This is a genomic window from Pseudoflavonifractor phocaeensis (genome assembly GCF_016901735.1).
Lineage (GTDB): Bacteria > Bacillota > Clostridia > Oscillospirales > Oscillospiraceae > Pseudoflavonifractor_A.
Window position 1 is genome coordinate 1 of record NZ_JACLZC010000071.1, and the last position, 15,605, is coordinate 15,605.

The window sequence follows — 15,605 nt, forward strand, 5'->3', positions numbered from 1 at the left end:
GGCTATGGCAGGAGAAGTCTGATCCCCTCTTTATCCTCCTCTTTTGGCCCCTATATGACACAAACCCGGCTCATGCCTGACGCATAAGCCGGGTTTTTCGACAGACTGACAACCACCAGCGAAGCTGGTGGTTGTCACTAGACTCCACGTATCTATTCTTCGTCTAACAGAGCAAGACCGTAATCATGGGAATTTCCATTCACAGCATCCAACAGCCACTTAGCCACAGACGCACCCGTGTTGTTTAATTCCATAAAGACCTGCGGCATCATAAATTTTTTAGCTATTCGTTTCATGAAGCTATCCTCACTTAATTCAAATCAACAAACTGGTCTTGATACAGCGAATTTCTCATAATTTCAGGTTCATCTCCGGTAAAAACACTGGCGGCATACGCATCCCCCATCAGCTGCCAACGGAACCATGCAATGACATAGCCTCCGGCAGAGTACAGCATCTGATCATGGGTCATACCGACCCGTCGAGCCATCGCTTTCGGAACCGTCGTATTATTGTACATTTCCTCCATGCCAGCAAGGGGTCTGTCCGTCCCGGACTTCGACCTGCTTATCGTCCCGTCGGAGGCCCTGGAGACTCCCATCAGCACGCTGCTGGGCGAGACGGTGACGGAGTCGGACGAAATCAAGGCCCTCTCGGAAAAGCTGGAGATCATCAATTTGCAGTTTGCCCGGAGGAAGGCCATGCGGCGCTCGTCCCTCTACTGGCTGCTCGTTGCGGTGTGCGTGAACATCCTGGCCGTGGCTGGGATTCTGGCGGTGCATAGCCCCTACTTGGGCTGGGATTACAGCGCCCCGGAGACCGCCGTCATGGGCGTGGCCCTCCACGCCTTTGAGTGGGGCTTCGTCCGTCTGGCGCCTTTTGCCCTGGCAGCGTCTCTGGTGGACGTTTTTCTGACGCGGAAAAAGGCATAAAACAGGCAGCGGCCTCCGGCGAAAACCGGAGGCCGCTCTTGCGTCTTACTTTACCCAGTGGGCCACGGAGTCCCGCAGGAGGCGGGCGCACCCGGGCAGGTGTTTGTCGTAATAGGCGGTAAACCGCTCGTCCATCCCGAGGACGGTGGAGACGAAGGCCTCACCGGGCTCCTTCTTCTGCTTTTCAATCATAGCGTTGAAGCCGCCGATAGTGTCGCCCTCCAGCCCCTGCATGGAGCCGCTGCGGTCCAGGATGAACACCAGTTCCGTCAAATTCTGCTTCATAAAAAATCCCCCTATGCTGTGTTGTTTTGGTTTACAAGCACAGTATAGGGGGAATTTGATGCGGATGGGTCGCCCGGCGGGCGACAAATTGTTATACCTCAAACAGAGTGGTCTGAGTGCCATTCTCCTCCAGGAGCCGGAGCAGATCCTCGGTGTTGAGCCACACAGTGGCGGTGTTGTCATTGGGGTAGACCCCGATCAGGCCGGAGCCCTCCAGAAAGAAGGTCACCTTGTGTTCCCAGTCGTTGAGCAGGCACAGGGGCGTCACCGCGCCGGTGATCAGCCCAAGCATGTCCATCAGGTCCTGGTCGGAGGCAAAGGTCAGGGGCCGGGTACCGTGTTACTGCCAGAATGCCTTCAGATCCGTTCGCTTATCGCCCTTCACCGTGATGAGGTAGTAATTGCGCTTTTTGTCGTCCCGGATGAAGAGGTTCTTGGCGTCGGCTTCCGGGTGGGGCAGATGGATCTCTGCCACCTCCGCCATGTTGTACATGGCCTTGTGCTCCGTCACCTCATGCCAGATGTTTTTGGAGCTGAGGAGGGCATAGATCTCCTGTTTATTCATCGTCAGGCATCTGCTTTCTCAGAATTTTTTCCATGGCCTTGCCTTTGGCCAGCTTGTCCAGGTACCGGATGTCCCGCATGAGAGGATCCTCGACCTTCTTCACCCGGACGCCGCAGATCTTGCCCGTAATCAAGTTTCGGTTTGGGTTCATGGCGGGGGCGTTCCGGAAGAAGTCGCCGTAACTTACATCGGACTGCTCCAGCCGGGCAAGGCCCTCCGGCGGATAGCCGGTGAGCCATGCGGTAACCTGATCCACCTCTGCCCGGGTGCTCTCAGCCTTGGCCACCAGCAGCGGATAGAGTTTTGCAAAGGACATTTCCGTTACATCCATACGGGGCATACCGGTACCTCCTTCCATTCTGGTGCCATCATACCATAAGCGGGGTGACCTGGCAATCCGGCAGATCACACAGTGGAATCCCCAAAAGGCGCAAACATCTAATCGTTATCTTAAGAAATCAGTCTACCCGGTTATGTTTTTAAATACCATAATAAGGATAAGGTATCAGAGTCCACCGGTATTATGTCAGAAAAGGCCGGCGAACTCAAAGACGCGGCAGTCGATGCAAAAGATGATATCGCGGCAAGCTGACCGAGTTGAACCGGATGCTTCAGGAATCTGTCACGGAGTACAATGATACTTACCCCATCATGAGCGAAAAGGCGTCAGCTAGCAGCTATACATTGAGCGATACCGCTCGCTGGATTCGATCTCCTTTGTGGAACGTTTGGTCAACAGTATTGCCAATCGCCCGAACAGTTTTGATGAAGTTTACGGAATCGCGGGACTTTGCCGACCGTGAACTGCAAGAAGCGCGGAAAATCGCTGCCGGTGCAGGCACCGGTCTTGCTGCAAGTACATCCGTTGCCTTTATGGCGCCTACTGCCGCCATGTGACATTCACCGGAAGCTCCACTCCTCCGGAGACTCCCGGAGTGAGCGGTCCAGCTGGGCCGCGGAAATCAGCGCGGCCGCGCAGCGGACCAGGCCGAAGAGCCAGCCGATGGTACACACGGCGGCCAGACCCAGCGCCAGCAGCACTAGGCAGAGCAGCGCCGCGGACAGGGAGTGGAACATCAGGCTCATCATCTGATAGTGGGCGTAGGTACTCAGGAGCCTCCCCAGCAGGCCCAGGAACGTGCGCCCGGCGTAGAAGATTCCCACGACATACAGCGGCGCGCCCAGGAATCGCTCCAGACCGGGCGGCACGCCCAGCAGGGTGCCCAGAACAAGGCCCAGCAACATCAGGGCCAGAATACGGATCAATTCTCGCTTCAACATCTGTGGGACAACTCCTTTCAGACTGGTATCTGTACCACGCCCTCCCAGCCATCCGGGAGCGCGGCGCAGGCCGTTCCGGTGGGCAGCATGGTCAGGACGCGGGGAGCCAGGCGCGGCTCCCGCTGACGGCGCACACCCATCCCGATATTCCGCACATCGGGCAGCAATCCCGCGCTGCGCTGCTGATAGCCTGTGCTGGGCTCGATGACGAGCCGCTCGTAGGTGCCGAACAAGTGGGCGGACAGCCGCTCGGCGCTGCCGTAGGCGGTGTGGCGCAGCAGGACCACGCCGCAGCCCTGAATGGGGAGCGCCTCGGGGCCCTCCGGGAGAGCGGAGAGGTCTGGCGCGGCGCGGAGAAGCCGGACGCCGGGGATGGGGCGGTCCAGCAGGGGGTGCCGGAGCGAGAGCCCGTCCACCGCCAGCACCAGCTGCCCGCCGCGCTCCACGTAATCCAGCAGAAGGTCCAGACGGTGGCGGGCCATGGCTTCGCTCCCGCCTCGGATTGCTGCGGACCAGATAGTACCGCTCTCCGCTGGCAGGCCCGGCGGAGAGCTAGGATCGGCGGAACGGCGCAGTACCTCCAATCGGGCTGCCGCCTGGGCCGCCCGGGCGGCCATTCCGGCGTCGTAGCGGCGCAGCAGATCCAGCGCCGTGTCCCGGTCCGCCTCCCGGAGGAGGCGGAGCTGCCAGCCGCCCCCCAGCCAGTCCAGTCCGGCCAGGGTGTCCAGGGTGACGGGCTCCCCCAGGGTCCGGCAGATCTCCAGCGCCAGCGCCCAGAAGGCTGCCAGCTCGCGATCCCGGACCTGCCCCGTGAGTACGGCCAGCTGCTGGGGAGGCGTCATCCCGGCCAGCAGGTCCCAGGTCCAGGCGGCGGCCGGGAGGCCCTGGAGGGCCAGGCTCTCCGGCATCAGGCCGCGATTTCCGCCATGGAGGACCACCCGCTGGATTCTGCCCGGGTTCTGAGAGAGCGAGGCGCACAGGAAAGCCGCGCGCTCCTCCTCCGTGCCGCCCGAGAGCAGGAGCGGCCCCCTGCCCAAACGGCGGAAGTATTCCTCCGGGCGGCAGACGGCCCGCAGGGGGAAGGTGTGCAGAAGGTTGTTGTCCTGAATGGTCCGGTTCAGGTAGTGCTCCCGGCTGGAAAAGAGCGCGGAAAGGCAGTTTTTTGGATCAATCATGTGGGACTCCCTCCGTTCAAATCGTGGGGCATCGCCATGTGGAAGAAGAATGGCGCCCGGCTGCCCGCCCCTCCGTCCGCCATGGATCTGGAATCGCACAGGCTGCAAATGCAGTCCCCTACGCACAGGCGGGTGAGGTGGCTGTCCTCTACCACATATCCGCCGCGCTGGATGGTGTGGACCCCGCCCGGGCTGAGGATCAGCTCCTCCACCCGGTTTTCGCCGAAGAGATCCCGGATATACCGGCGGGTGCGGGGGTCATTGGGGGCGAAGAGCACCTGATTGCAGAAGCCGGCCAGGGCGGTGTTGCCTTCGTGTTCGCCATAGAGCGCATAGAGCTGTTCCACGCTCTGGAGCCCGGCCAGGCAGAGGAGCCCTTTTGCCCTCCCCAGGTTGAGGGCGCTGGGCAGGTCCACCTTCCCGATGGTGGGCAGCTCGTCGCAGAGAAAGACCAGGTTCCCGGCGGGGCCGGAGCGCCGGGCCAGCAGCTCCTTGAACATCAGGTTGATGAGCAGGCTGAACACCCGGCGCTGGGTCTCCCGGTAGGCCGGGTCAAAGCGGAGGAAGAGGGCCCGTCCGGATTTTTCGCGCACAAAGCGGCGGATGGAAAAGTCGCCCTCCTCGCCGAACACATCGGAGAAGGTGGACAGGACGGTGAGCACCTCTTCCCCCAGCACCCCCAGGGCCTGTGGGTTATCCGCCGAGGTGCCCAGGAGCATCCGCACCACGCCGGGGTCCTCGCAGCGCTCCATCAGCGAGACATACTGCTCCGGGTCGTACTGGGAGAAGAAGGCCCGCAGGCCGGCGTTGCTCAGCTTCCGGCGCTGGAGCAGAGAGCCGCGGGCCTCCTGGATGTAGCGGACCAGCACTACGTAGAGGAGCAGCTGGGCCGCGTCGGGGAAGAACTGCTGGCTCTGGTTCTTCTTGTCGGCAAAGAGCTGGCGGGTGAATTCCATGCAGTTGAGGCGGATGGTTTCGTCCTCCCAGCCGTCGTCGGTGAGGTCGGCGAAGAGATTCCACCGCACGCTTCTCCCTCGGTCCGGGCCCTGGCCCAGGATCAGATCCCCCGGACGGAAGAGGTGGGGGGAGTAGTCCTCCTTCACCTCCAGGACCACCATACTGTACGCCGTCCCCAGCCGCTCCCGCAGCTGCTTGCCGCAGGCGCGGAGGAAGGCGGATTTGCCCGTTCCGGTGGCCCCCATGGCCAGCAGGCCCCGGGACAGAGCGCTGCGGTTCAGGCCGAGAGTAACGGACCGGTCCAGGCAGGTCCCCGGCAGGGCGATCAGCGGGTCGGCACACTGAGGCGGCAGATTCTCCTCCAGATTGCTGCCAAGGAGGCAGCGGCGTAAGTAGTTCATCCCGACACCCCCTGTCCATGCGAGGCGGAGGCGGCCTGTGACGGTCCCGTGTGCCCGGCCCCCTGTGATGGTCCCTCCTGTCCGCCGCTTTGGCTCTGCACGCAGGGATGGGAGAGCGCTGCGGCTTGGGGCGCGGTGGGGGGTGCCTGGCCAAAGGCGTGCATCTGTCCGGTGGCCGTGTCGTAATAGCCGTTGGTGGGGGAACGGTAGCCGCTCTTCTCTGGGCCGCTGTTGTGGGCGTTCAGGTGCTCCTGGTGGGTGAGAAACTGGATGTTCTCCGCGCTTCCGGCATAGGCGGGATACTGGGAGACCGACTTCATGTGCTGCCCCTCGTAGCCCTTCACCCGCCCGGTGGCCAGCAGCTCCCGCTGCTCCGCCCGGGTCCAGTTCCGGGTGCCCTTGCCTTGGGCACAAAGAGATTTCTCCCGGGCCCATGCCTCCCGGACCGCCTTCTGCCGCGCCCGGTTGAGCTGGAGGCGTTCCTCCCGGTTCAGGGACGCGCTCATTGTCCTGCCTCCTCCCGCTCATCCTCCAGAAAGTCCAGGAGACAGGGCCAGGTCAGGAACAGAGACCCGTCCTCGTGATCGATCTGGAGGACCTGGCCGTTTGGGTCCAGATAGAGGGGATCGCCGAAGGACATGTGCCCCAGGGGGACCCAGTCCCCGGGAGCGGGGGCGGCCAGCGCCTCCTTCACGCCGTAGAGCACCGTTCCAGGGATGTTAATCTCCACCCCGTCGCTGATGGCCCACAGCTCATAGAGGGCGGTCGGGGCCTGGGGGAAGCGCTGCCGGAAGGCGGCCAGGTCCTCCGCCGCGGCGGGAGGAGCGAAGGACATAGGCATTTCACGCTCCAGCTGGAGGAGCTTTTCATAGAGAGCCAGATACATAAACAGTCACCTCATATTGGATCTCGTCGTGCGGATTACAGAAGATAGAAGCAGGCCGGCCTCCGGGCTGTTCTGGTCCAGAATGAGGACCTTGCGGTTCTGACGGGCCAGGTCCTCCGCCAGCGCGCCGCTCGTGTCCCGGTCCTCCACGTGCCACGGGTCGGAGAACCCCAGCCCCAGGGGGGTGAGGCGGCTCTCCGCCACTCCGTATTCGGTCAGGACCCGGCACACCGCCTGGGCCCGCTGCCGGGAGAGGTCCCGGCAGACCGCCTCGTCGCCGGAGGCGGTGGTCCCCACCACATAGACCTCCAGGGAGGGGTGTTCCTCCAGGTAGGAGGCCACCTCCAGAATGGCCTGGCCGGCGGCCTCCTCGTCCAGAAAGCGGGCGGTGTCCCCCACAAAGGCCACCCGGGTCTGATCCAGCTGGGGCACATCCAGAGACAGCGTCCAGGTGTCGGTCTCCACCAGGGAGACGGCGGGCAGCCCCGTATTGGCCGTTCCGCCGGCAAAGTCCGACGTGAATGTGACCTCGGCCGCTCCGGAGGCCAGCAGCACTTGCCGCCAGATGGCCTCCAGGTTCTTCTCCTGCGCGGGCGTGAGGGGCTCCTGGGGGTCGGCCACCTGGCCCAGATAGGACCAGGTTACCGATGCTCCTTCCAGATCCGGCAGGGCGTTGGCCTCCCGCAGGGCTGAGACCACCGCTTCGGGCTCCGCTTCCAGAAGCCCGTTCGTGAAATCCAGTCCGCGGGTGGAGAGGCCGGTATCCAGCACCAGCACCTCACGCTGCCCGCCGGCGGCGGAGAGAGCCTGTCCCGCCAGACGGAGCGCCTGGAGAGTGTCCAGCTCTCCGGTCACGGCGGCGGCATCGTCCAGCTGGGCGAGGATCTGCTCTGTGTAGGACTGGGCTCGGGTGTGCAGGCGGTTCTTGCTCAGCCCCTTCACATCGGGGGGATCGATGGGGGTCTGGAAATAGGCCTCGGGCGCGCCGTCACACCGGATCAGTGTGACGGCGCCGTAGGAGGCGCAGGCGTCATAGACGGCCTGATAGAGGCTCGTGCTGTTCAGGGAAATGACGCCGGCGTTGCTGTGGATGCCGGCCACTACCGCCAGGGAGACGGGCTTACCGCCTTCGCAGCCCGAGAGCAGGGCGCACAGGGTCAACAGCAGCGCCGCGAACAGGTTAGGCCGAAATTTCATAACGTTTTTCCTCCTTCTGGGTATTCGGATTGTCCGCCAGAGCGGTCAGCGGGACATGGTTCTCCACCAGAGCCACCGACTGGGCGGCAAGACGGCTGATGGAAGAGGGGTCGGCCAGATATTGGGCCAGCAGGAACCGCGCCCGGGCACACAGGATCTGGCAGCGGTCGTCCAGCACCTGCCGGGCAGCCTGGTAGCGCTCCTTGTCCAGAGACAGGAGGTTCTGGCGGTCGCCCTCCAGATTGGACCGGGCGGCCTGGAGGTCGCTGATGTCCTCCAGCAGCTCCAGCCGGCGCACGCGCAGGCGGTTGATCCGAGCCCGCAACTCATCGTCCGAGAGGAAGGCCAGGACAAAATTGGCGGTGCTGGTCACGAGAGGCTCCACCGATAGGAGGATCACCACCGCGTTGGCCTGAGCCTCGTTCTTGGCCTGAGTCTCCGGGTCCACCGACTCCTCGCCGCTGTCCTCCATGGTGTTGACCAGCGTGTCGCCGGTGTTATCGGGCTCATACCGCTCGGAAAAGGCGAAGCGGAGGAACACCGTGCCGCTGAACAGCAGCACGAAGGCGGCCAGCAGCAGGGCAGCCATGGTCCCGGCGTAGCGCTTGAGCTTGTAGATGGCCTGGTGGAGCAGCTTGGCGAGGACCAAGGGGATGACATTCAGGACCAGCGCGATTCCGATGGCCACCAGCATGCCCAGCCAGGCGGACTGCACCATGGCCGCATCCATAATGTCATACAGCACCACGGCGTCCAGAAGGCTCAAAAATACCGTCAGGGTGACAATGACCGGCGGGGAGGCCCACCAGGCCCGGTCGGTTTTCTGCAGAGTGTACTCGGACTGAATAGAGAGCTGGTAGTCCTCGGTCTGCATGGCATGTACGCCGTTAATCAGCCTTTTCATAGGTCTCCTCATCCTCCTCCTCCAGCGCCGTACCGGCGTGGTAAATGCGCGTCAGCCGCGCCAGGTCCCGGTTCACCTCGTCCAGCTCGGCCCGGTGGGCCGCCAGCTTGGCGTCGCACTTGATGCGGTCGCCGCTCCAGATCTTCTCAATGAGCGCCATGATGGCGCCCACATGGTCCGCCCGCTGGAGCGCCAGGGCGTCCAAGGCCTCCTGGCGCACCGCCAGAATGAGGGCGTCATAGTAGCTGCCGTTGTTGGCGTCCGGGTTGGTCTTTTCGAGAAAGACCGCGGCCCGGCGGTCAAAGTCGGCCTCAAATTCGGCCAGCGTCAGGGGTACCAGATACTCCTGAGGGGTCAGGCCCAGGTTGGGCGCATAGGTCTGGAGCTGGACGTTCTCCTCGGTGGCCCCCTGCTTGCCGAAGCTTCGGTCCTTCTTCTTGCGGAACCATCTCACAGGACCACCCCCTCGCCCAGGCCCTGCTCCAGCAGGGCGATCAGGTTGGCGTGGTAGGCCTCATAGCGCATTTTGCCGGGCAGCTGGTGTTCGCAGGGGACGGGGGCCGACGGGAGAGAGTGGTCGGTCATCGCCAGCACGCCGGACCAGTAGGCGGCGGTGTGGGCCTCCAGGGTCTCGCGGGATTTTTCCAGCAGATGCTCCAGTGCCTGCGCGCGGTTTTCCAACTCACAGCGGATCTCCGCCAGACGCACCAGAATCTCAGTCCGGCGCGCGGCCTGGGACGCGGCCCGGACGGCCTGCGCCTCCGCCAGGCGGCGGGCCTCCTCTTCGCACCCGCCCTGGGGCAGCAGGTTGGGGCGGGCCATGCCCTTCAGCTCCTCCACCATGCCGGCGACCTCTAGGGCCAGGGGCTCCAGCTCCTGTACCGAGCGGAGATACAGCTCATTGCAGTAGGAGGCGTAATAGTGGTGGCGCTGTTCGACCCAGGGGGCGGTGCAGCCCGCCTCCACCTGCTGGATCTGGCCCCGGTTCCAGTCCTTGCGGCCCGTCCAGCGCTCCAGCCAGTGCCAGCGGCCCAGGCCGGTGACGCCCCGGATGCGGACTTTCGTAGGATATTTCATGGCAGCTCACTCCATTTCTTGTTCTTCGGAGGTTTTGGCTTGTCCCTTCCGTAAGTTCAGCATAAACCGCCCGTGGGGATTCGACAATCTGCCGCCACGTGCCCGTCACGTGAGCCTCACGGGCATGGTAGGGCTTGTGCGGGAAAACAAGCTGTGGTACACTGAGATCAGACAAAATTCTCCAAATGAGGCAGGAATGAGATGAAAAACGTCCGGCCTTGCCGGACCGGAGAGGAGGGCGCGATACCATGGCGGCAAAGAACGAGATAAGCTGGCAGGAGCGGCTGGTGTGCGGGAAGAACCAGGCCCACTTTGCGAAACAGGTGAAGCAAACGCTGGAACAGCAGGTGGAGCAGACGGCGCGGCGGCGAAAGGCCGAGGAAACCACGGCAGTCAAAAAGGAGCTCAACTGGCATAGGCAGACCCTGGAGCGCTTCGTCCGGACCGGGTTGGTCCCTCCGCGGCATGTGACGCTGTGGGGGCTGTACCAGGAGCTGTGCCTGAGCGAGCCCTCCGCGCCTCTCCGCGGCCCAGGCAAGAAACCCACGCTGGGCGAACTTCTGGAGTGGGTATTTGGCGGCACGGAGCTGGACATCCAGGCCCTCTGGCGAAAGCGGGAGCTGACGGAGGGCACGGTAAAGAATAAACTTCGCCTCATTCAGCACGGCTATTACCAGTACCAGGAGACCGGGAAAAACGAGGTCTGCCGCCCGGATCTGGACCATCTGTCCGACCGCTACTGCGCCCATCCGGCGGCGGTGCTCCAGCAGGTGCGGGACCGGCTGGACGCGTCCTGCACGCAGCACTTCATCGCGCTGGAGGGAGACGCGGCCCGCAGGGTGGACGTGCTGTTCCAGGGGGTCCGAGAGGAGATGGGAAAGCCCCGGATACCTTCCGACCTCTCCGGCCGGGAGCTGGCCCTGCGGCAGCTGAGCGTCCTGTTCGTGCTGGCGCTACTGCGCGAGGCATACTACCCCGGACCAGATTCCCCGGAAGCCCGGTGGCTGGCGGGGGAGACGGTGGAAGCCCCTGTGAAGCCAGAGCCACAGCGCCGGGAGCTGGCATTTCCCGGCGGAATCTTCTGGCAGGAGCTCAGCGAGGTGGCCGAAGAACTGGTGCCGGATGTCCTAGCGGGAGGCCAGCGCTTTCAGAATTGCCTCGCAGAGGGCGGAGGCGGCTGCCATACTCCCCTGGAGCAGGTCCTGGAGCGGTGGAACGGCGGGGGCCTCTTCCTCCTGTACGGCGGCGGGGACAGCGCGGTGTCCGGGGCTGGCAAGACCACCTCGCTGCGCCTACTGTGCCGGCACATGGCGGCACGGCACCCCATCTTGGTCCCGCTGAGCCAGGTCTATACGTCCTATGGGCTGCGAAACCTGAAAAAAGAGAACGGGCGCCCCAGACTGCTCACCTGGCTGGGTGCGCATGGGGTGCCCGTCGGGGATCTGAGTGAACTGGAGGGGCGGCCCCTGGCGCTGGATGGCCTGGATGAGGTCACCTCCTCCGAGGGAGTCCAATCCCTGTGCGACGACCTGATGGCCCTGTGCCAGAGCGGCAAAATCCCTGTGGTGGTCAGCAGCAAGCTGCCCCCGGAAGAGCTGGCGGCCTGGACCCATAGCCTGAGCAGCATCGCCCACCTGTGGTGCAGCGCGGTGCGGTGTCAGGTCCAGCCCATCGGCCGGAACCAGCGCCAGAGCTATCTGGCCCGGTACGGGCAGGCCCTTCCGCCGGGGCACGAGGCCCTGAACACCCCGTTTTTGCTCTACCTGTACAGCTCCACCCGGGATTTTTTGCTCCGGGACCAGGGACCCGCCTTCCGCGGCATCCGGGAGCGGTGGCTGAACGGCACCGGCGGGAACGGGCCAGAGTCTCTCTTCCGCCTCTGGCTGGGCGTCCAGATCTGCCGCTGGTATGAGAGCAACCAAGGCGACGATCTGCGCAACGAACAGGACGCCTTTTTCCTCCTCTTCGCGCTGCCGGCCGTAGCGTTCCGTATGCTGGTCCATGAGGTGTGCGACAGCTACTATGTGCCCTCCGCCGCCCGGGCGGCGGACAGCGGGACGGTGGAAGCGCTCCTGGACGGCGCCTTCCCGGCCCTCCGCGCGGCGCTGTTCCAGTTTTCGGTCTACCGGGAGGGCGGGCTGGAGACCCTGGCCTCCCGGCGTGAGGCTCTCAACGCCCACGGATTTTCCGCCGGACAGGCCGCGGCCATCCTCCACCGGAGCTTTGATCCCTCCACGCTTCGCTGGGAGTACCACTTCGTCAACCAAGCGGTGCGGGACGAGCTGGCCATGCTCCACATGGCCAATTTGTTTTACGCGGCCTATCACCGGTATCCGGCCGACCCGGAGGCGGCGGAGGGCCTCTATTGGGACTGCCCGGCCCACTACCTGCACCGTCCCATGTTCCGGCGGGTCTTTGACTATCTGGGGGAGCTCTTCGGAAGTCAGGAGGCCGTCCGAGCCGTTCTGGAGAACGGACCGGGGGAGGCGTGCGGAGGATTTTCGGGTTATCTGCTTTGTATCCTGGCCTATGAGATCTGTGCCGCCCTGGAGATCCCCCAACAGCGGGATTGGATGGCGCGGGCGGCTACTTTACGCTCCTGGCTGCGTCCGGATGAAGCGGACCGGGCTGGGGTGGAGTACATCCTGCTGGAGCTCTGTGAGAGCGCCCGTGAACTCCGCATGCAGGGAAAGTTCCGGCAGGCCGCGGAGAAGGCCCGTGCGGCCATCCAGATCCACCGGGACCACCCGGAGTTCCGCAATTCCGACGGCTACCACAGCCTGGCCAAGGTCTATCTGGAGCAGGTGACCCGGGCGCTCAACGGGGAGCCACCTGGGCAAGACTGGCTCACCGCCGTTCCGCCGGAGGAACGGGCGCTGTCGGACGCCGTCTGGGCAGAGCTCCACGTCCTGGATGCCCGGACCCGGGCCGGGGATCCGTGGCCGGACCAGCTTCCAACGCTGGGGCAGCTGCTGCCCCAGTGCCGGGCCAGCCTCCCAGCCCTTCTTGCCCTGGCCGAGCGGGCCAGACTGCGGCTGGAGCGCTACCAGGCGGAAGGCTGTTTTGGCGACGAGACGCTGGCCTTTCTTGTGGAGAGCTCCTATGCGGCCAAGCTTCTGAGCATCTGTGCGGCGCTCCATGAGGGGGCCAGCGGCGCGGCGCTGAATATGCTGGGCTGCTTTTGCGAAAACCAGCAGGAGCTTCTGGAGAACTGCACGGAGCTCCCCTTCTTCCAGGCCAACCCCCGGCTCCACTGCCACATCGCGCCGGAGGAGCTGAAAGACCCGGAGTGGGCCGTCCACGCTTGGCAGCTCTATCTGCGGATCTATCAGATTCAACGCGGTTTGCAGCCCTACCCCGCCCGGTGTCTGGCTGATCTGTTGCTCACCCGGCGGGTGCGGCTGGACGGGGCGGGCCAGGCGGTGCCCGGCCCCGGCGTATCCCCGCAGTGGAACCGGAAGGAGCTGGATTTCATGTGGGAAGCCACGGCCCGCTCCTGTACCAGTCAGGGCAACGGCAGCGAGATTCGGCGCATCCGTCTCCTAAACGAGCTGCTGGAACTGCCGGAGGGCGATCCGTATCTACGGGACAGAGCGCTGGAACGGGAGGATCTGGAGCGGGAGGCGGCGGACCGCTACCAGAAGGAGTGGACGCGCTGCCGGTGTGAGGAGCGGCTGAACCGCCACCAGGTGGACCTCTACACCGTGATGCTCCTGGCAGAGTACCGTGACGGCCGTGGAGTGCGGCTGGACGCGCCGACGTGGAAGAGCGGCATTTATACTTTTTTCCAGGCTCACATTCCTACCCGGGCCCGTCTAGAGCATCAGGTGCGGAAGGCCGCCCAGCTCCCCCTCAACCGGAATGCGGACGTCCAGGTCCTGCGGGCGGAGTGGCGGGCAAAGCTGTGGAGACAAACCTACACCACCGGCCACCTCCTAGGGCTCTCTACGCTCTGGGCCTGCTGGGAGCGCCTGCACCGCCTGGAGGCCATGACCCGCGGCCTCTACGACCTCTTCCACGACCGGATGGGGGCGGAGTGGAGCGAGATCCTGCGGGTTCTGCGGGACAGGGACGCCGTTTAGGTCGGGAAAACGGTCGTCCTGCGGGCGCATATAGACTGAGGTAAAATAATCGCAGGAGGTGAAAGAGATGCTGGAACGGGGAAAATGGACCGGGACGTGATAGAAATTGTGGGAATCGAGAGCTTGGTACCAGCGGTGCATCTGCTGCGGAAGATAGACAAAGCGGTGGACTTCAGACGGCTGTACGAAATGGTGGAGCCGTTGTACTGTGAGGACAACGGCAGGCCCAGCGTAGCCCCGGTGGTACTGTTCAAAATGGTACTGATCCATCATCTGTACGGATTGCCATCCCTCCGGCGGACGGCGGAAGAGGTGGGGTTGAATGTAGCATACCGCTGGTTTCTGAGGTACAGCTTGCAGAAGGAGATGCCCCACTTTTCCACGGTGAGCTATAATTTCCGGCATCGTTTTACCGAGGATACGATAGACCGGGTATTCCGTTGGATTCTGGAGGAAGTGGCGGAGGGGGGATACCTTTCTCCCAAGGCGGTATTTATCGACGGCACCCACATCAAGGCCAACGCCAACACCAAGAAGCAGGTGAAGGTGCAGATTCCAGCCGCGTCCAAACACTATGCCAAGGAACTGATGGAAGAGGTAAACGCAGACCGGGAGCTTCACCGAAAGAAGCCCTTTGACGACGATGACGAGCTACCGGCTCCAACAAAGAAGGCTAGAGACAACACCTCGAAGAAGAAGCTGGCCCGGCGGAAGAAGGAGAAGCAGCGCACGGTGACCCGGAGCGTGACCGGTCCGAGCAGCGGGTTATTCGTAAAGGGTGATCACAAACGGCAGTTTGCCTATGAAGCGCACACCGCCTGTGACAAGCACGGATTTGTTCTGGAGACCGTCATTACCCCCGGGAATGTGCATGACAGCGCGGCATTTGACGAAGCCTATGACCGAGTGACGGAAGAATTTCCCGAGGTAGAGGCTATTGTTGCAGACTCCGCCTACAAAACGCCTCATATCTGCAAAAAAGTATCTGAATATGGACGTGTGCTGTCCACCGCTTACAAGCGGCCTCAGACCACGAAGGGCGGCCATGAGTGGTGCAAGTATGTGTATGACGAATACTATGACTGCGTGCTCTGCCCGGAGTACCATGTGCTAAACTACCACACCACCAACCGGGATGGATACCGGGAGTACCGAAGCGACCCGAAGATCTGTGTCAACTGCCCTACCCGATATCTGTGTACCCGCTTCACCAACGGCGGCAGGCCACCATTGACTGACGAGATCCGGCGCAGATTGTAGTAGTGGCTGTATCGAAAGATGAGGGTCTTCACGTCCTCACGCCGCAGTTTGGTAGTATCCATGTGGTTTGAAAAATCTGCTGCTCCTCCTGTGCCTGCCGCATCATTCTTCGCACAGCCTGTCGCTCCATATCTTCATACAGCATACGGGAAATCGTCTTTTTGCAGTCAAACATTAGAAGCTGGTTGTACTTCTCGCCGTAAACTTGCTGTGCCCGGTTCTCCGCTTCCTGTTCCTTATTGGGACGAATGGCCTGTCTTGCCTCATAGAGCTGCACCAAGTCAAAGCCCTGGGCCTGCTCCCGAAGCCCGGCATACTCGTTCAGGGCAGCGTCCAGCTCGGCAGAATGCTTCTGTTCCTGTTCTTCCAGCCGTTTCAGGCTCTGCTCCATGGCGGCAATGTCTTTAGGAAATTTATCGGCGGCATCTTCCTCGGTATATGCCAGCGATGCCAAAAGCATATTTTTCTCCGAACGCAGTTCCTCCAAATCCTCTGTCAGAGCCGCAATCTTTGCCGCCAGTTCCCGGTGTCGGAATACATGGACAGCGGAAAGAACCTTTTTCTCGGAAAGCAGGCTGCGGCGCTCTTTCGTCTTATCCCGAA

Annotated in this window: 17 protein-coding genes and 2 pseudogenes; 4 read left to right on the forward strand and 15 right to left on the reverse strand. The window is 62.9% G+C overall.

The window, feature by feature from the left end:
- Positions 1–152 precede the first annotated feature (152 nt).
- Both H7U37_RS12660 and H7U37_RS12665 read right to left on the reverse strand, forming a co-directional pair.
- Positions 153–296 (reverse strand): hypothetical protein, encoded by a 144-nt coding sequence (locus tag H7U37_RS12660; protein ID WP_204876209.1) that lies wholly within the window; start codon positions 294–296, stop codon positions 153–155.
- Between the two features lie 14 nt (positions 297–310).
- A complete protein-coding gene (locus H7U37_RS12665) occupies positions 311–472 on the reverse strand; it encodes a hypothetical protein (RefSeq protein WP_243414319.1) in 162 nt (53 codons plus the stop codon).
- 55 nt (positions 473–527) lie between these two features.
- Between H7U37_RS12665 and H7U37_RS12670 the strand changes: the two genes are divergently transcribed.
- Positions 528–932, forward strand: coding sequence for a transcriptional regulator (locus H7U37_RS12670; protein ID WP_243414320.1), 405 nt, complete (start codon positions 528–530; stop codon positions 930–932).
- 45 nt (positions 933–977) lie between these two features.
- On the opposite strand, the gene H7U37_RS15830 is transcribed toward H7U37_RS12670, so the two are convergent.
- The 3 genes and pseudogenes from H7U37_RS15830 to H7U37_RS12685 form a co-directional block, all read right to left on the reverse strand.
- Positions 978–1,217, reverse strand: coding sequence for a TipAS antibiotic-recognition domain-containing protein (locus tag H7U37_RS15830; protein WP_243414324.1), 240 nt, complete (start codon positions 1,215–1,217; stop codon positions 978–980).
- A 91-nt stretch (positions 1,218–1,308) separates the two neighbouring features.
- A pseudogene (locus tag H7U37_RS16280) lies at positions 1,309–1,782 on the reverse strand (prolyl-tRNA synthetase associated domain-containing protein).
- Entirely contained in the window at positions 1,775–2,122 is a 348-nt protein-coding gene (locus H7U37_RS12685) for a DUF2200 domain-containing protein (RefSeq protein WP_204876210.1), read from the reverse strand. Before H7U37_RS12685 ends, H7U37_RS16280 begins: the two are co-directional and overlap by 8 nt.
- A gap of 257 nt (positions 2,123–2,379) precedes the next feature.
- On the opposite strand from H7U37_RS12685, the gene H7U37_RS12690 reads away from it, so the two are divergent.
- Positions 2,380–2,679: a hypothetical protein gene (locus H7U37_RS12690; RefSeq protein WP_204876211.1), complete on the forward strand. Its 300-nt coding sequence runs from the start codon at positions 2,380–2,382 to the stop codon at positions 2,677–2,679.
- Positions 2,680–2,682: 3 nt separating this feature from the next.
- On the opposite strand, the gene H7U37_RS12695 is transcribed toward H7U37_RS12690, so the two are convergent.
- The 9 genes from H7U37_RS12695 to H7U37_RS12735 are packed head-to-tail and all read right to left on the reverse strand — an operon-like array spanning position 2,683 to position 9,660.
- Positions 2,683–3,063 carry a hypothetical protein gene (locus H7U37_RS12695; RefSeq protein WP_204876212.1) on the reverse strand — a complete coding sequence of 127 codons (381 nt, stop codon included), beginning with the start codon at positions 3,061–3,063 and terminating at the stop codon, positions 2,683–2,685.
- Positions 3,064–3,080: 17 nt separating this feature from the next.
- A complete protein-coding gene (locus H7U37_RS12700) occupies positions 3,081–4,238 on the reverse strand; it encodes a hypothetical protein (RefSeq protein ID WP_204876213.1) in 1,158 nt (385 codons plus the stop codon).
- Entirely contained in the window at positions 4,235–5,596 is a 1,362-nt protein-coding gene (locus H7U37_RS12705; RefSeq protein ID WP_204876216.1) for a type IV secretion system DNA-binding domain-containing protein, read from the reverse strand. The genes H7U37_RS12700 and H7U37_RS12705 overlap by 4 nt, the downstream gene beginning before the upstream one ends.
- Positions 5,593–6,102, reverse strand: a complete 510-nt coding sequence (locus H7U37_RS12710) for a hypothetical protein (protein WP_204876217.1) — start codon at positions 6,100–6,102, stop codon at positions 5,593–5,595. Before H7U37_RS12710 ends, H7U37_RS12705 begins: the two co-directional genes overlap by 4 nt.
- The gene (locus tag H7U37_RS12715) at positions 6,099–6,482 is read right to left on the reverse strand and encodes an SMI1/KNR4 family protein (RefSeq protein ID WP_204876219.1); all 384 of its coding nucleotides are present in this window, start codon (positions 6,480–6,482) and stop codon (positions 6,099–6,101) included. Before H7U37_RS12715 ends, H7U37_RS12710 begins: the two co-directional genes overlap by 4 nt.
- 6 nt (positions 6,483–6,488) lie before the next feature.
- Positions 6,489–7,679, reverse strand: a complete 1,191-nt coding sequence (locus H7U37_RS12720; protein WP_204876221.1) for an OmpA family protein — start codon at positions 7,677–7,679, stop codon at positions 6,489–6,491.
- Complete coding sequence (locus tag H7U37_RS12725) at positions 7,663–8,583, reverse strand: hypothetical protein (protein ID WP_204876223.1); 921 nt, start codon at positions 8,581–8,583, stop codon at positions 7,663–7,665. Before H7U37_RS12725 ends, H7U37_RS12720 begins: the two co-directional genes overlap by 17 nt.
- A complete protein-coding gene (locus H7U37_RS12730) occupies positions 8,567–9,037 on the reverse strand; it encodes a hypothetical protein (protein WP_204876225.1) in 471 nt (156 codons plus the stop codon). The genes H7U37_RS12725 and H7U37_RS12730 overlap by 17 nt, the downstream gene beginning before the upstream one ends.
- Positions 9,034–9,660 carry a hypothetical protein gene (locus H7U37_RS12735; RefSeq protein WP_204876227.1) on the reverse strand — a complete coding sequence of 209 codons (627 nt, stop codon included), beginning with the start codon at positions 9,658–9,660 and terminating at the stop codon, positions 9,034–9,036. The genes H7U37_RS12730 and H7U37_RS12735 overlap by 4 nt, the downstream gene beginning before the upstream one ends.
- Positions 9,661–9,908: 248 nt before the next feature.
- On the opposite strand from H7U37_RS12735, the gene H7U37_RS12740 reads away from it, so the two are divergent.
- On the forward strand, positions 9,909–13,742 hold the full coding sequence (locus H7U37_RS12740) for an NACHT domain-containing protein (RefSeq protein WP_204876229.1): 3,834 nt from the start codon (positions 9,909–9,911) through the stop codon (positions 13,740–13,742).
- An 84-nt stretch (positions 13,743–13,826) separates the two neighbouring features.
- Positions 13,827–15,002 (forward strand): IS1182 family transposase, encoded by a 1,176-nt coding sequence (locus tag H7U37_RS12745; RefSeq protein ID WP_204876231.1) that lies wholly within the window; start codon positions 13,827–13,829, stop codon positions 15,000–15,002.
- A 28-nt stretch (positions 15,003–15,030) separates the two neighbouring features.
- On the opposite strand, the pseudogene H7U37_RS12750 reads toward H7U37_RS12745, so the two are convergent.
- A pseudogene (locus tag H7U37_RS12750) lies at positions 15,031–15,605 on the reverse strand (DUF4831 family protein); the annotation flags it as partial.

Coding starts and splice junctions, on each gene's coding strand:
- H7U37_RS12665 (WP_243414319.1), bottom strand. CDS start 472: ATGACCCATGATCAGATGCTGTACTCTGCCGGAGGCTATGTCATTGCA.
- H7U37_RS12710 (WP_204876217.1), bottom strand. CDS start 6,102: ATGAGCGCGTCCCTGAACCGGGAGGAACGCCTCCAGCTCAACCGGGCG.
- H7U37_RS12740 (WP_204876229.1), top strand. CDS start 9,909: ATGGCGGCAAAGAACGAGATAAGCTGGCAGGAGCGGCTGGTGTGCGGG.
- H7U37_RS12720 (WP_204876221.1), bottom strand. CDS start 7,679: ATGAAATTTCGGCCTAACCTGTTCGCGGCGCTGCTGTTGACCCTGTGC.
- H7U37_RS12705 (WP_204876216.1), bottom strand. CDS start 5,596: ATGAACTACTTACGCCGCTGCCTCCTTGGCAGCAATCTGGAGGAGAAT.
- H7U37_RS12660 (WP_204876209.1), bottom strand. CDS start 296: ATGAAACGAATAGCTAAAAAATTTATGATGCCGCAGGTCTTTATGGAA.
- H7U37_RS12725 (WP_204876223.1), bottom strand. CDS start 8,583: ATGAAAAGGCTGATTAACGGCGTACATGCCATGCAGACCGAGGACTAC.
- H7U37_RS12670 (WP_243414320.1), top strand. CDS start 528: ATGCCAGCAAGGGGTCTGTCCGTCCCGGACTTCGACCTGCTTATCGTC.
- H7U37_RS12700 (WP_204876213.1), bottom strand. CDS start 4,238: ATGATTGATCCAAAAAACTGCCTTTCCGCGCTCTTTTCCAGCCGGGAG.
- H7U37_RS12685 (WP_204876210.1), bottom strand. CDS start 2,122: ATGCCCCGTATGGATGTAACGGAAATGTCCTTTGCAAAACTCTATCCG.
- H7U37_RS12695 (WP_204876212.1), bottom strand. CDS start 3,063: ATGTTGAAGCGAGAATTGATCCGTATTCTGGCCCTGATGTTGCTGGGC.
- H7U37_RS12735 (WP_204876227.1), bottom strand. CDS start 9,660: ATGAAATATCCTACGAAAGTCCGCATCCGGGGCGTCACCGGCCTGGGC.
- H7U37_RS15830 (WP_243414324.1), bottom strand. CDS start 1,217: ATGAAGCAGAATTTGACGGAACTGGTGTTCATCCTGGACCGCAGCGGC.
- H7U37_RS12715 (WP_204876219.1), bottom strand. CDS start 6,482: ATGTATCTGGCTCTCTATGAAAAGCTCCTCCAGCTGGAGCGTGAAATG.
- H7U37_RS12745 (WP_204876231.1), top strand. CDS start 13,827: ATGGACCGGGACGTGATAGAAATTGTGGGAATCGAGAGCTTGGTACCA.